Annotated in this window: 14 protein-coding genes and 2 pseudogenes; 15 read left to right on the forward strand and 1 reads right to left on the reverse strand. The window is 65.9% G+C overall.

Annotation, left to right across the window (positions count from 1 at the left end):
- The first annotated feature begins 23 nt into the window (after positions 1-23).
- The 13 genes and pseudogenes from G4G31_RS22660 to udk all read left to right on the forward strand — a co-directional run bounded on the left by G4G31_RS22660 (position 24) and on the right by udk (position 9,886).
- On the forward strand, positions 24-758 hold the full coding sequence (locus G4G31_RS22660) for a flagellar assembly protein FliH (protein WP_229425202.1): 735 nt from the start codon (positions 24-26) through the stop codon (positions 756-758).
- A pseudogene (gene fliI / locus G4G31_RS22665) lies at positions 758-2,182 on the forward strand (flagellar protein export ATPase FliI). The gene G4G31_RS22660 and the pseudogene fliI overlap by 1 nt, the downstream one beginning before the upstream one ends.
- Before the next feature lie 37 nt (positions 2,183-2,219).
- Complete coding sequence (fliJ, locus tag G4G31_RS22670) at positions 2,220-2,663, forward strand: flagellar export protein FliJ (RefSeq protein ID WP_182989487.1); 444 nt, start codon at positions 2,220-2,222, stop codon at positions 2,661-2,663.
- A gap of 28 nt (positions 2,664-2,691) precedes the next feature.
- Positions 2,692-2,937, forward strand: coding sequence for a hypothetical protein (locus G4G31_RS22675; RefSeq protein ID WP_182989488.1), 246 nt, complete (start codon positions 2,692-2,694; stop codon positions 2,935-2,937).
- A 184-nt stretch (positions 2,938-3,121) separates the two neighbouring features.
- The gene (locus tag G4G31_RS22680) at positions 3,122-4,012 is read left to right on the forward strand and encodes a flagellar hook-length control protein FliK (protein ID WP_182989489.1); all 891 of its coding nucleotides are present in this window, start codon (positions 3,122-3,124) and stop codon (positions 4,010-4,012) included.
- Between the two features lie 253 nt (positions 4,013-4,265).
- Positions 4,266-4,730, forward strand: coding sequence for a flagellar basal body-associated protein FliL (gene fliL / locus G4G31_RS22685; protein WP_229425203.1), 465 nt, complete (start codon positions 4,266-4,268; stop codon positions 4,728-4,730).
- A gap of 20 nt (positions 4,731-4,750) precedes the next feature.
- Positions 4,751-5,749 (forward strand): flagellar motor switch protein FliM, encoded by a 999-nt coding sequence (gene fliM, locus G4G31_RS22690; protein WP_182989491.1) that lies wholly within the window; start codon positions 4,751-4,753, stop codon positions 5,747-5,749.
- A complete protein-coding gene (gene fliN, locus G4G31_RS22695; protein ID WP_182989492.1) occupies positions 5,742-6,170 on the forward strand; it encodes a flagellar motor switch protein FliN in 429 nt (142 codons plus the stop codon). Before fliM ends, fliN begins: the two co-directional genes overlap by 8 nt.
- A 429-nt stretch (positions 6,171-6,599) precedes the next feature.
- A complete protein-coding gene (gene fliO, locus G4G31_RS22700; protein ID WP_229425204.1) occupies positions 6,600-7,106 on the forward strand; it encodes a flagellar biosynthetic protein FliO in 507 nt (168 codons plus the stop codon).
- Between the two features lie 79 nt (positions 7,107-7,185).
- A complete protein-coding gene (fliP, locus tag G4G31_RS22705) occupies positions 7,186-7,926 on the forward strand; it encodes a flagellar type III secretion system pore protein FliP (protein ID WP_182989493.1) in 741 nt (246 codons plus the stop codon).
- 10 nt (positions 7,927-7,936) lie between these two features.
- Positions 7,937-8,206: a flagellar biosynthesis protein FliQ gene (gene fliQ, locus G4G31_RS22710; protein WP_182989494.1), complete on the forward strand. Its 270-nt coding sequence runs from the start codon at positions 7,937-7,939 to the stop codon at positions 8,204-8,206.
- 10 nt (positions 8,207-8,216) lie between these two features.
- Positions 8,217-8,987, forward strand: a pseudogene (fliR, locus tag G4G31_RS22715) (flagellar biosynthetic protein FliR); the annotation flags it as partial.
- A gap of 257 nt (positions 8,988-9,244) precedes the next feature.
- A complete protein-coding gene (gene udk / locus G4G31_RS22720) occupies positions 9,245-9,886 on the forward strand; it encodes a uridine kinase (RefSeq protein ID WP_182989496.1) in 642 nt (213 codons plus the stop codon).
- A gap of 42 nt (positions 9,887-9,928) precedes the next feature.
- On the opposite strand, the gene G4G31_RS22725 is transcribed toward udk, so the two are convergent.
- On the reverse strand, positions 9,929-10,144 hold the full coding sequence (locus G4G31_RS22725) for a hypothetical protein (RefSeq protein ID WP_182989497.1): 216 nt from the start codon (positions 10,142-10,144) through the stop codon (positions 9,929-9,931).
- Positions 10,145-10,394: 250 nt separating this feature from the next.
- Between G4G31_RS22725 and G4G31_RS22730 the strand changes: the two genes are divergently transcribed.
- Together G4G31_RS22730 and G4G31_RS22735 are read left to right on the forward strand one after the other, a co-directional pair.
- A complete protein-coding gene (locus G4G31_RS22730) occupies positions 10,395-12,779 on the forward strand; it encodes an EAL domain-containing protein (protein WP_182989498.1) in 2,385 nt (794 codons plus the stop codon).
- An 81-nt stretch (positions 12,780-12,860) separates the two neighbouring features.
- Positions 12,861-13,121: a DUF504 domain-containing protein gene (locus G4G31_RS22735; RefSeq protein ID WP_182989499.1), complete on the forward strand. Its 261-nt coding sequence runs from the start codon at positions 12,861-12,863 to the stop codon at positions 13,119-13,121.
- Position 13,122: the final 1 nt, after the last annotated feature.

Raw genomic sequence — 13,122 nt, forward strand, 5'->3', positions numbered from 1 at the left:
TTCTGACTGACTTTCGGATAAAGATGAGCAAAGACACGCAGGGCGCGTTCAAGCGCTGGGAAATGACCTCGTTCGGCGACGAGCGGCCGAGCACCCTTTCGGCCCGCATCCAGGCCGAGGAGCGCGAACGCGCGGACCGCGCCGCCGCGGCGGCCGCTGCTGCCAGGGCGGCCGCGCAAGCCTATGCGCCCTCCTCGCCCGCCATCGGCTTGCCCACCGCCGCCGAAATGGAAGCGCTGCGCGAGTCGGCGCGCGCCGAGGGCTATGCCGAGGGCCTGGAGGAAGGCCGCGCGGCGGGCCACGCCGAAGCCTACGAGGCCGGCCGCGTCGCCGCCGCCGAAGAGCTCGGCGCACTGCGCGCAATCGCCGCCACCTTCAGCGCCGCCGTGGCGCAGGCCGACGAGACCATCGCCTCCGATGTGCTCGACCTGGCCCTGCACCTGGCGCGTTCGATGGTGCGCAGCGCCTTTACCGTCCGTCCGGAACTGGTCATCCCGATCGTGCGCGAAGCGATCGACTACCTGCCGGTGCTGCAGCAGCCGGCCATCCCGGCGCTGAACCCTGACGACATCGACATCGTGCGCGCCGCGCTTGCCGATGAACTCGACAAGGGCGGCTGGCGCGTTGTCGCCGACCCGCAGATCGGCCGCGGCGGCTGCAAGGTCGACACGGCCAGCAACCAGATCGATGCCCAGGCCGCGTCGCGCTGGGCGCGCCTGACCCAGGCACTGGGCAAGAACGTGGAGTGGCTGGGCTGATGGCGGCACATCTCGACGGCACGCCCGAGCGCGCATCCGATCGCCACACTGCGCGCTGGAAAGCCTACCTGGCCGACTGCGATGCGCTGGTCGGTTTCGTCGAGCCGATGCAGGTATCGGGCCGCGTCACGCGCGTGGCCGGCCTGGTGATGGAATGCGTCGGCCTGCGCCTGGCCGTCGGCAGCGCCTGCACCATTCCGCTGCCGAACGGCTCCCGGATCGAAGCCGAAGTCGTCGGTTTCGAAGGCGAGCGCCTGTTCCTGATGCCGCAGAGCGATGTCGAAGGCGTGGTGCCCGGCTCGCGCGTGTTCCCGGTCGAAACGCCGGTGCCGCGCCCCGGTACCGTGAACCACCCGCGCCGCCGTCCCAGCGACCGCGCGCGCCACCTGCCGGTGGGCTGGGGCCTGCTCGGCCGCGTGGTCGACGGCGCCGGCCGTCCGCTCGACGGCAAGGGACCGCTGGAGACGACCGACGTCGCGCCCATCAACGCGCGCCCCGTGAATCCGCTCGACCGCGCCCCGATCAAGGACACCCGGACGTCGGCGTGCGCGCCATCAATTCGATGCTGACGGTCGGCCGGGGCCAGCGCCTGGGCCTGTTCGCCGGTACCGGCGTCGGCAAGTCCCGTGCTGCTGGGGATGATTGCGCGCTACACCACGGCGGACGTGATCGTCGTCGGCCTGATCGGCGAGCGCGGCCGTGAGGTGAAAGAATTCATCGAGCAGATCCTCGGACCGGAAGGCATGGCGCGCTCCGCCGTGGTCGCCGCCCCGGCCGACAGCCCGCCGCTGATGCGCCTGCAGGGCGCGGCCTATGCCACGGCGATCGCCGAACATTTCCGCGACCAGGGCAAGAACGTCATGCTGATCATGGATTCGCTGACGCGCTATGCAATGGCACAACGTGAAATTGCATTGGCAATTGGTGAACCTCCCGCCACCAAGGGCTATCCGCCTTCCGTGTTCGCCAAGCTGCCGGTGCTGGTGGAACGCGCCGGCAACGGCCTGGAAGGCGGTGGCTCGATCACGGCCTTTTATACCGTGCTGTCCGAGGGCGACGACCAGCAGGATCCGATCGCCGACGCCGCGCGCGGTATTCTCGACGGCCACATTGTCCTGAACCGCCACCTGGCCGAAGCAGGCCACTATCCGGCCATCGACATCGAACAATCGATCAGCCGCGCGATGCACGGCATCACCACCCACGAGCACCAGCTGCGCGCGCGCAAACTGAAGCAGCTGTATTCGCGCTACCAGCGCTCGCGCGACCTGATCAGCGTCGGGGCGTACGCCGCCGGCAGCGATCCGGTGCTCGACCAGGCCATCGCGCTGAATGGGCAGATCGAGGAATTCCTGTGCCAGGAAATCCATGAAAACACGAACATGGGCCAGAGTTTGGGGCAATTAACCTCTCTGTTCAGCTGATCGGTATGGCATCGGGCTCGCTATACTTTGATTCACTATGGCAAATACGTCCGCCCTTGAAACCCTGATCGAACTGGCCCAGCGCGATTCCGACGACGCCGCCAAGCGCCTCGGCGCGGCTTTGAGGTCGGTCGAGGAAGCCGAACAGAAGCTGCAGATGCTGCTCGGCTACCGGGACGATTACGCGAACAGGCTCGACCAGGCGCAGATGAACGGCATCACGCCCTTCGCCTACGCGAATTTCGTCGCCTTTGTCGGCAAGCTCGACAACGCGATCAATGGCCAGCAGGAAGTGTTAAAGCACGCGAAATACAAGAGTGAGCTGGAAAAGACCACCTGGCAGGAAAGCGAACGCAAGCGCCTGTCCTACCGCACGCTGACCGAGCGCGCGGCGGCCGAGGCCCTCAAGACTGAAAACAAGCGCGACCAGAAAATGATGGACGACCACGCCGCTCGCACCGCCCGCCGCGCCAACCACTGAACCATCGCAGAACGAATCGATTCCCGACATGACGATGCAAACGACCTCTTCCCTGCCCATCCAGCTGACGCCCGGCGTCCAGCCGCAGAGCCCGCGCATGAACGTGACGCCCCCGAGCGACGGCGTGAACTTCAGCGCCACGCTGGCGCGCCAGATCGAACAGCGCCAGCTCGAGGGGCGCCAGGCACTGGCCCAGCCGCAAGCGCAGCCTGTCATGCCATCCCGGCGGCGTCAGCGCGCCCAGGCCGCAGGCACCGGCCAAGGCCGCCAATGAAGCGAAACCGGCGCCGCGCGAAGCGGCCAAACAGCCGGCAAAGGAAACGGCGCACGCGGAGTCCGCCGGCAAGGCCGAGGGCACGCAGGCGGCAAACGCGCAGGACAAGACGGCGGGCGCCGATGAAGGCAGCAGCGAGGACGGCAACGCCGCTGGCGCCCGCGCCGCCGATGCGGTGGTCGACATGCTGGCCCTGATGGCCAGCCTGAACGTTGCGGCACAGGTGCCGGCAGCCGCCGCCCCAGCGCCCCTGGAGACGGCCGCCAAACCGGACGCCCTGCTGGCCGGCCTGCAGAGCGGAGCTGACGACGATGCGGAACCGCTCCTCAAGCTGGCTGGCGACGCACTGGCGGACGAGGCGGACGAAGGGCAGCGCCAGAAGCCCGATGGGGGCATCGACCTGCGCGCACTCGGCCTGGGCAGGACGGCCGACGCGGCAAAGCTGCCGATGGAAGGCGCCGACTTCGCCGCCAAGCTGAAGGACAGCACGTTTCAAACCGCCATGAAGGAGGCGCCGCCGGCACTGGAAGCGTTTTCCAGCCTGAACGCCCAGGCCACGGCCCTGCAGAGCGCGCAGGCGGCCGGCAGCGTCCCGACCGACCGCCTGAGCGCGCGCGTCGGCACCCCGGCCTGGGACAACCAGGTCGGCCAGAAAGTCATCTGGATGGTCGGCGGCGAGGAGCAGAGCGCCACGCTGGAACTGAACCCGCCGGATCTCGGACCGGTGCAGGTGGTGCTGAACGTGTCGAACGACATGGCCAGCGTGACCTTCTCGTCCCAGCAGATGGAAGTACGCCAGGCGCTGGAAAATTCACTGCCGCGCCTGCGCGAAATGATGAGCGAAAGCGGCATCGCGCTCGGTAACGCGACCGTGAACGCCGGCAGCGAAGGCCGCCAGGCCAGGAGGGCCAGGGCTCAGGCCGGCCGGGCAGCCGTAGTGGCGGCCAGGGCGGGGGCGACAGTGCCGTGGCGGAAGTCGCGCCGCGCCAGCGCAGCCGCATCCTGGGCGGCGCCGGAGCGGTCGATACCTTCGCGTGATGATGATTCATTATCGTCTCGCCCTACGCGAGACTGACGCATGATGTTCCGTTTGCGGCCGCCCTGTGCGGCCGTTTTCGTGGCAAGGGACCGGGGCGAGAACGCAAACCCCGAGATAGCCCAGCTTCCCCCCTCTTTTCAAAGCTTGCCGCTGCGCATTTTTTCTCGATAATGGCATCATTCCGCATCCCGGCAACCCATTTTGCAGCAGAGGCATCTTGAAAGCGAATCCGAAAACGAAGGCAGATCCGAAAGCAGAGGCGGCAGCAGCGCCGGCAGGCGGCTCGAAGATGAAGCTCATGATCATGCTGGTCGCGGGCGTGCTGCTGCTCGGCGGCGGCGCCGGCGCCAGCTGGTTCTTCATGCATGGCAGCGGCGACGCCGATGCCCATGAGGAAGCGTCGCCGAAGAAGAAGAAAAAGAAGGACAAGGAGGCCGTCAAGGCCGACTACCTGCCGCTCGAATCCTTCACCGTCAACCTGCAGCCCGAGAATGGCGACCAATATCTGCAAGTCCAGTTTACACTGCAGATCGAGGGTCCCGAACAGGTCGAGTTGATCAAGGAAAACATGGCAAAGGTGCGCAGCCGCGTGCTGCTGCTGTTGTCGAACAAGAAGGCATCGGAAATCAATACGGTCGAAGGCAAGCAGCAGCTGGCGGCCGAGATCAAGGCCGAGGTGCAGAAGCCTTTCGACGAGCACGGCGACGAGCAGGAAGTGGCCGACGTGTTGTTCACCTCTTTCATCATTCAGTAAGCAGCGAATAATCAGACATCATGGCCGATAATTTCCTCTCACAGGAAGAAGTCGATGCCCTCCTCAAGGGGGTCAACGGCGATCAGGACGACATTGCCGCGCCTGAAGATACCTCGGGAGTCCGCACGTACAACCTGGCGACCCAGGAGCGGATCGTGCGCGGCCGTATGCCGACGCTCGAGATCATCAACGAGCGTTTCGCGCGCCTGCTGCGCATCGGCCTGTTCAACTTCCTGCGCCGCAGCGCCGAGGTGTCCGTCGGCTCGGTGCGCGTCTCCAAGTACAGCGAATTCATCCGCAACCTGGTAGTCCCGACCAACCTGAACCTGATCCACATGAAACCGCTGCGCGGCACCGCGCTGATGGTGTTCGATCCGGGTCTCGTGTTCCTGCTGGTGGACAACCTGTTCGGTGGCGACGGCCGCTTCCACACCCGCGTCGAGGGCCGCGACTTCACGCAAACCGAGCAGCGCATCATCATGCGCATCCTCGACGTCGTGTTCGAGGCCTATACCAAGTCGTGGGAACCGGTCTATCCGATCGAATTCGAGTACGTGCGCTCGGAGATGAACACCCAGTTCGCGAACATCGCGACGCCGAACGAAGTCGTGGTATCGTCAACGTTCACGATCGAGCTCGGTCCCGTGTCGGGCCAGATCCACTTCTGCATGCCCTACTCGATGATCGAGCCGATCCGCGATGCGCTGACCTCGAGCATCCAGGGCGAGGCGCTCGAAGTGGACAAGCGCTGGATCCGCCTGATGACGCAGCAGATCCAGGTGGCGGAAGTCGAGCTGGTGGCCGAACTCGGCCACGGCAAGGCGAACTTCGACGAGATCCTCAACATGAAAGTCGGCGACGTGATTTCCATCACGGTCCCGGAATCGATCCAGGCCACGGTCGACGGCGTGCCGGTGATGGAATGCACTTACGGCGTCTCGAATGGCCAGTACGCGCTGAAGGTCGAGAAACTGCTGGCCAACAGCGACAGCTTCAATCAGGAGAAACACAATGTCTGACAATATGGACGACCAGAACCTCGACGACGACTGGGGCGCCGCGATTGCCGAACAGGCGGCGGCGGAAGCGGCGGCGCTGCAGAAGCAGCAGACCGCCAGCGCGGCCAGCGCCGCCGTCTTCCAGGATTTCGGCGCCAGGACGCCGCGTCCGGACACCCCGAACGACATCGACTTCATCCTCGACATCCCGGTCCAGCTGACCGTGGAACTGGGCCGCACCAAGATCGCGATCAAGAACCTGCTGCAGCTCGCGCAGGGCTCGGTCGTCGAACTGGACGGCCTGGCCGGCGAGCCGATGGACGTGCTCGTGAACGGCTGCCTGATCGCCCAGGGCGAGGTCGTGGTCGTGAACGACAAGTTCGGTATCCGGCTCACTGATATCATCACGCCATCGGAACGGATCAGAAAATTGAATAAATGATGCTAAAGCTCGCCCCTGCCTGCCTTTCTGCCATAACAGAAGCCAACACACGCACCGCGCCGGACTCCGACCGGCGTCGACTGGGTGCGGCAAGGTACGGGGCGAACCTGCTGCTGGCGGCAGCCTGCCTGCTGCCGCTGGCGGCCTGCGCTTCCGGGCAGGCCGTCCAGGCGGAACGCATCACCCCGGCGCAAGCCACCCCGGCACCGGCGCAGCAGGCGGCAGCGCAGCCCGCGCCGTCCCGGGACCAGGCGCGGCCGATAGCCGCCAGCAAGCGCCGGCGGGGAGCGCCCCAGCCACGGCCGCCAGCGAGCGCAGCGGCAAGGCGCCGGCTGGCGGCCGCGCCGGCGCAGCGGCTGGCCCATCGGGCAGCGTCGCTGCAAGCCCCCCCCTCCCTCCTCTTCCCGTCCCGCCACGGCCGCCACGCCCGTGGCCGAACGCGCCACCACCGTCGGCGAAGTGCCGACCACGGCCGGCCCGGTGACGGGCCCCGCACCCGATACGGCCAGCATGCCGGCCGCTCCGGCGGCGATCCCGGGCACGCCGGCCAACCCGGCACCCATGCCGCAGGCGGCGCCCGGCCCCTCGGCCGGCACCCTGCTGCAGACCATCCTCGCCCCGGTGCTGGTGCTGGCCCTGCTGGCCGCGCTGGCCTGGGCCATGAAACGCTACGGTCCGCGCGTGGCCGGCAGTTCGGCCAACCTGCGCATGGTCGGGGCCCTGAACATCGGCGGGCGCGAACGCATCATGGTGGTGGAAGTAGGCGACCAGTGGATCGTGGTCGGCGCCTCGCCGGGACGCGTGAACGCACTGGCGACCATGCCCCGGCAGGACGGCGGCGCCCGGGGCGGCGCCACCCTGGCCGGCCATGCAGCGCCGGCGGCCAGTTTTTCCGACTGGCTCAAGCAGACGCTCGACAAGCGCAATGCGAAGTAAGCCGGCACCGGGCAACTGAACAAAGCGCAACGAAACAAGCCTCGGGATCGAGGCAAACGGATGAAGGCAAGACCAGTCAATGCAACGTAAACACCTCATTTTGCTGACCGCGGGCCTGGCCCTGCTGCCGCTGGCCGCGCTGGCCCAGCCTGGCATCCCGGCCTTCACCACCAGCCCGGTCGCGGGCGGCACCCAGTATTCGCTGCCGGTACAGACGCTGCTCCTGATGACGGCGTTTACTTTCCTGCCGGCGGCGCTCTTGATGATGACCAGTTTTACCCGCATCATCATCGTGCTGTCGCTGCTGCGCCAGGCCATCGGCACGCAAACCGCGCCGCCGAACCAGGTGATGGTGGGCCTGGCCCTGTTCCTGACCCTGTTCGTGATGGGGCCGACCTTCGACAAGATCTATACGGACGCCTACCTGCCGCTGCAGGAAAACCGCATCCAGATGACCGAAGCGATGAGCCGCGGCGCCCAGCCGCTGAAGGACTTCATGGTCAAGCAGACGCGCCAGTCCGACCTCGCCATGTTCGTCAAGATTTCGCGCACCCCGGCCCTGCAGGGTCCGGAAGACATCCCGCTGCGCGTCCTGATCCCGGCCTTTGTCACCAGCGAACTGAAAACCGCCTTCCAGATCGGCTTCGCCATCTTCATCCCCTTCCTCATCATCGACATGGTGGTCGCCTCGGTCCTGATGTCGATGGGTATGATGATGATGTCGCCGGCGGTGATTTCGCTGCCGTTCAAGATGATGCTGTTCGTGCTGGTCGACGGCTGGCAATTGCTGCTGGGCTCGCTGTCCCAGAGCTTCAATTAGGAACGCTCCCATGACTCCGGAAACCGTCATGACCATGGGCCGCACGGCGATGGAAATCACGCTGCTGGTGTCCGCGCCGCTGCTGCTCGTCGCCCTCGTCATCGGCCTGGTGGTCAGCATCTTCCAGGCCGCCACCCAGATCAACGAGGCCACCCTCTCGTTCATCCCGAAGCTGATCGGCGTGTTCGTCGCCCTGGTCGTGGCCGGCCCGTGGATGCTGTCGGTCATGCTCGACTACATGCGCCAGGTGTTCACCGGCATCCCCAACATGGTCAGTTGAGCCGGCGTCGATGCTGACGCTGACCTCCCTCGAGATCAACGCCTGGATCGCGGGCCTCATCTGGCCGCTCACGCGTATTCTCGGCCTGATCGCGGCCGCCCCGCTGTTCGGCCATGCCAGCGTGCCGAACCAGGTAAAACTCATCCTGGGCGTGCTGCTGGCGCTGATCATCGCGCCGAACGTCCCGGCCGTGCCGGCGCTCGATCCGATGTCCTACGCGGGCCTCTTGATCCTGGTGCAGGAAATGATGGTGGGCCTGTCCATGGGCTTCGCCATGCGCCTGGTCTTTGCCGCCATCGAATACGCGGGCGAGCTTGCCAGCTCGGCCATGGGCTTTTCCTTTGCCTCCTTTTTCGACCCAAGTACGCAAGGCCGCTCGGCCGCGGTCAGCCAGTTCCTGTCGATGGTCGCGACCATGTCCTTCCTGGCGGTGAACGCCCATCTGGTGCTGCTGGCTGCGCTGTCGGAAAGTTTTGTCAGCCTGCCGATTTCCGGCACGCCGCTGTCGCTGGCGGCACCGCTGGAACTGGCGCGCTGGGGGGCGCGCGTGTTCTCCGCCGGCCTGCAGCTGGCGCTGCCGATCATCGCCGCCCTGCTGATCACCAACGTCGCGCTCGGCATCCTGACGCGCGCCGCGCCCCAGCTGAACCTGTTCGGCATCGGTTTTCCGATCACGCTGGGCGTCGGCATGCTGACCATCAGCGTCGCCCTGCCCTACCTGAACATTCCGATCCAGAATTTGTTCAATGAAGGCATCGAGGCCGGGCGGCGGATTCCACGGGGGCGGCCGACAGGGCGCCCGCCGACAGGGGGCGGCCGACAGGACGCCCGCCGACAGGACACCGGCGCCGCGGGTGCCGGCTGTGCTCGCGCCCCGGGGTGCCGCGCCAGCGGTAGCGCCGGGCCGCTGAGCCGGGCAGCTTCGCTCTTATTTCGGGAGCAACGAAACATCCGCACCACCGCCTTGCGTGCTTCCCGGACACCGCATTTGGACGCACGGCCCTGTCAGTTCGGCCGCCGCTCCGGTATCATGCGGGGATGAATGAGATTTCTTTCCAGCCCTTTGTCATTGGTGTCGCCGGCGGCAGCGGCAGCGGCAAGTCGACAGTGACCCAGCAAGTGCTGGCGTCCTTCGGCACCGAGATGGTCTCGGTCGTGATGCAGGACGATTACTACCGCGACCAGTCCGACCTCACCCCGGAAGTGCGCCGCAAGCAGAACTACGACCACCCGCAAGCCTTCGACTGGCCCCTGCTGGTGCAGCACGTGCGCGCCCTGCGCAATGGCGAAGCGATCGAGATGCCGGAATACGACTTCACGATCGACAACCGCTCGAACAAGACCATTCCCGTCAAGCCGGCCCCGGTCATCGTCATCGAGGGCCTGTTCGCCCTGTACGACGCGGACTTGCGCAAGATGATGTCGCTGAAGATCTTCGTCGACACCGCGCCCGACGTGCGCTTCATCCGCCGCATGCAGCGCGATATTGCCGAACGCGGCCGCACGACGGAGAGCATCGTCAGCCAGTACCTGGAAACGGTGCGCCCGATGCACAAGCAGTTCATCGAGCCAACCAAGCGCCACGCCGACGTGATCCTGCCGCACGGGGCCAACGGACCGGCGGTCGACGTCATCACCACCAAGGTCGCGAGCGTCATCGGCCAACTGAAGCGGCCCTGAGGCTGGTTGTCCAGGACGGCCGGCCAGGCCGGTCGCGCCCGGCTACTGCGGTCCCTGGCGGCGCTCCACCGGCCAGCTGCTGAAGGCAAACACCCACAGGCAGACGAGGTTGACCAGTGGCACCCAGGTCAGGAAGGACCAGGCGCCGGAATACCCTGCCTTGTTCAGGATGCGCCAGATCGGCACCATGAAAATCGCGGCATAAGCCGCGAGAAATACCAGCACGATCATCCAGTGCCAACCGCTGAATTCACCCATCATTCATCCATTGAAGCGGCATCCATGCGTGCCGTTGCGCCGCTCCATTCTAGAGCACGGGATTCCTCCCAAAGCTCACCAATTATTGCAAAATTGCAATAACAAACGGCGGCGTGGCGCGCGCATGCGGCCTGCATGAGCGTAATTCGCTAGTGCGAATATCGCTCGCTCCCCAGGATGCGCTGGTCTATCATGCATCCTTGGACTGGCACGCTTTCATGCCAGCCCGGCATGGCGACAGGAGGATGGATTGAATCTCACGCCCTTACCACTTGCGGTATTCGTCGTCGACGCGGCCGGCGTCCTGACGAGCTGGAACCGCGCATGCGAGCGGCTCGCAGGGTACAAGGTGGGCGACATCCAGGGCCGCAGGCTTGACGAACTGATCGCCTTCGACGACCTGCCTGGCGTGACGCCGTCGATCGCGGCGCGCGCCAATTTCGATTCCAGCGGCTACCTGGTGTGCGCCGACGGGCGGCGCCTGCCGGTACGGATGACGATCGCGCCGCAATCGCTCGACCCCGAGCAGCCGGGCAACTACAGCGTGATCGTGGTGCCGCGCGCCGGCCTGCCCGCGCCCCGCTATGCGCTGATCCAGGACCTGCCGGTCGCCGACATCATCGAGGGCCTGCCCTGCGTCTTCTATGTGATCGACCAGAGCGGGCACTTGCTGCTGTGGAACCGCCAGCTCGAGGAAGCGCTGGAGATGTCGAGCGAAGAGCTGCCCACGACCGATGTCCAGTTCTTCTTCGACGAAAAGGACCGCGCAAGGATCGTCCAGAAGATCATGGACGCCTTCGAACGCGGCAGCTCCTCGCACGAGGCGGAACTGGTCGGCAAGCACGGCAAGCGCACCACCTTCCTGTTCCAGTGCGCCCGCACCAACCTGGGCGACCTGCCCTGCATCTTCGGCACGGGCGTGGACATCAGCGCGCGCAAGCGCACCGAACAGGGCTTGCGGGTACGCGAACGCGCCATGTACGCGAGCGTGAACGCGATCGTGATCACCTGCGGCGAAGACGGCGAGCACAAGATCGAGTACGTCAACCCCGCTTTTGAACAGATGACCGGCTACACGCTGGCGGAAATCAAGGGACGCGATCCGCGCTTCATGCGCATCGAAGGCTGCGACGTGCACGAGCACCAGCGCATTCGCGAGGCCCTGCAGAACAAGCGGAGCGTGCAATCCATCCTGCGCAATGCCCGCAAGAACGGCGAAGTGTTCTGGAACGACCTGCGCATCGATCCGGTCGCCAACGTCGAGGGCGAAGTCACCCACTTCGTTGCCGTCATCAACGACATCACCGAGGCGCGCCACTACGAGCGGCGCCTGCACCACCTCGCCCACCACGATCCGCTCACCGGGCTGGCCAACCGCACGCTCTTGCAGGAGCGCCTGAAAACGGCAATCGAGAGTTCGCGCAACCGCGGCCTGCCGGGCGCCCTCGCCTTTCTCGACCTCGACAATTTCAAGCACATCAACGACAACTTCGGCCACGAGGCGGGCGACATCGTGCTGCGCGAAATCGCCAACCGCCTGCGCGTCAAGGTGCGCGAAGACGACACGGTCGCGCGCGTCGGCGGCGACGAGTTCGTGCTCGTCATCGCCAACCAGCCGAGCCTCGACCATATTGCCGACCTGGTGGAACGCATCCGCCAGAGCGTCGCCCTGCCCATCCTGGCGGCCGGCCAGGAAATCATCGCCGGCACCAGCATCGGGGTGAGCCTGTTCCCGCACGACGGCGACAACGTCGACCGCGTGATGCGCGCCGCCGACGCCGCCATGTACCACGCCAAGACGCTGGGCAAGAACAACTGCCAGTTCTATTCGAACGAACTGAACCAGGCCGTGCACCAGCACCTGATGCTCGAAGCGAGCCTCAGCCGTGCGATCGGCAACGAGGAACTGGTGCTCGGCTACCAGCCCAAGGTGGACCTGCGCACCGGCAAGGTGGTCGGCGCGGAAGCCCTGGTGCGCTGGCATCATCCCGAACAGGGCGTGGTGCCGCCGGACGAATTCATTCCCGTGGCCGAGGAGACCGGCCTGATCGTCCCGCTCGGGCAGTGGGTGATCGACGAAGCCTGCCGCGCCCTGAAAACCCTGGGGGCGCTCGGCATCGACGACTTCGTCATCTCGGTGAACCTGTCGGCGCGCCAGCTGCGCCATCGCCAGTTCGCCAGCGGCCTGGCACGCACCCTGGCGCGCCACGGCGTCGATCCGCGCACCCTCGAACTGGAAGTCACGGAAAGCCAGCTGATGGACCATCCGGACGAAGCTACCGACGCCCTCGCCCAGCTCAAGGCACTCGGCGTGCGCCTGTCGATCGACGACTTCGGCACGGGCTATTCGAGCCTGAGCCACTTGCAGAAATTCCCCGTGGACTTCATCAAGATCGACCGCTCCTTCCTCAGCGGCGACATCCACAATGGCCACTTCGTGATCACGCGCGCCATCATCGCGCTGGGCCATAACCTGAAGATGAAGGTGATCGCCGAAGGCGTGGAAACGCTCGAACAGCTCGTCTTCCTGCGCGACCACGGCTGCGACCAGATGCAGGGCTTTTACTTCAGCCCGGCGCTGTCGCAGAGCGCGCTGCAGGACATGCTGGCACGCGACGCACGGCTGCCCTGCTAGCCGCATTCGCGCGGACGGCAGGCAGGCGCCACCGCGCCCTGCGCCCCGCTACAATCGACAGCCCGCCATCCGCCCGCCACCATGACGCCCATCCAGGACATCCTGCACCGCATCCTCTGGGATAACGACTTCGGCAACGCCCATTTCACCATCGGCTACTACGACCGGGTCTGGAACCGCATCGTGCACATTTCCTTCGAGCGCATCGTCATGGACAAAGGCCAGCATTTCTCGTTCGACCTCATCGGCCGCGACGGTGTTGCGCGCATGATTCCGTATCACCGCGTGCGCGAAGTGCTGCGCAACGAGGTCGTGGTGTGGCGCAGGCGCGCACCCGCCTGAT

Origin of the sequence: Massilia sp. Se16.2.3, assembly GCF_014171595.1 — a bacterium.
In the GTDB taxonomy this organism is placed as follows: domain Bacteria; phylum Pseudomonadota; class Gammaproteobacteria; order Burkholderiales; family Burkholderiaceae_D; genus Telluria.

Coding starts and splice junctions, on each gene's coding strand:
- G4G31_RS22660 (WP_229425202.1), top strand. CDS start 24: ATGAGCAAAGACACGCAGGGCGCGTTCAAGCGCTGGGAAATGACCTCG.
- fliJ (WP_182989487.1), top strand. CDS start 2,220: ATGGCAAATACGTCCGCCCTTGAAACCCTGATCGAACTGGCCCAGCGC.
- G4G31_RS22675 (WP_182989488.1), top strand. CDS start 2,692: ATGACGATGCAAACGACCTCTTCCCTGCCCATCCAGCTGACGCCCGGC.
- G4G31_RS22680 (WP_182989489.1), top strand. CDS start 3,122: ATGCTGGCCCTGATGGCCAGCCTGAACGTTGCGGCACAGGTGCCGGCA.
- fliL (WP_229425203.1), top strand. CDS start 4,266: ATGAAGCTCATGATCATGCTGGTCGCGGGCGTGCTGCTGCTCGGCGGC.
- fliM (WP_182989491.1), top strand. CDS start 4,751: ATGGCCGATAATTTCCTCTCACAGGAAGAAGTCGATGCCCTCCTCAAG.
- fliN (WP_182989492.1), top strand. CDS start 5,742: ATGTCTGACAATATGGACGACCAGAACCTCGACGACGACTGGGGCGCC.
- fliP (WP_182989493.1), top strand. CDS start 7,186: ATGCAACGTAAACACCTCATTTTGCTGACCGCGGGCCTGGCCCTGCTG.
- fliQ (WP_182989494.1), top strand. CDS start 7,937: ATGACTCCGGAAACCGTCATGACCATGGGCCGCACGGCGATGGAAATC.
- udk (WP_182989496.1), top strand. CDS start 9,245: ATGAATGAGATTTCTTTCCAGCCCTTTGTCATTGGTGTCGCCGGCGGC.
- G4G31_RS22725 (WP_182989497.1), bottom strand. CDS start 10,144: ATGGGTGAATTCAGCGGTTGGCACTGGATGATCGTGCTGGTATTTCTC.
- G4G31_RS22735 (WP_182989499.1), top strand. CDS start 12,861: ATGACGCCCATCCAGGACATCCTGCACCGCATCCTCTGGGATAACGAC.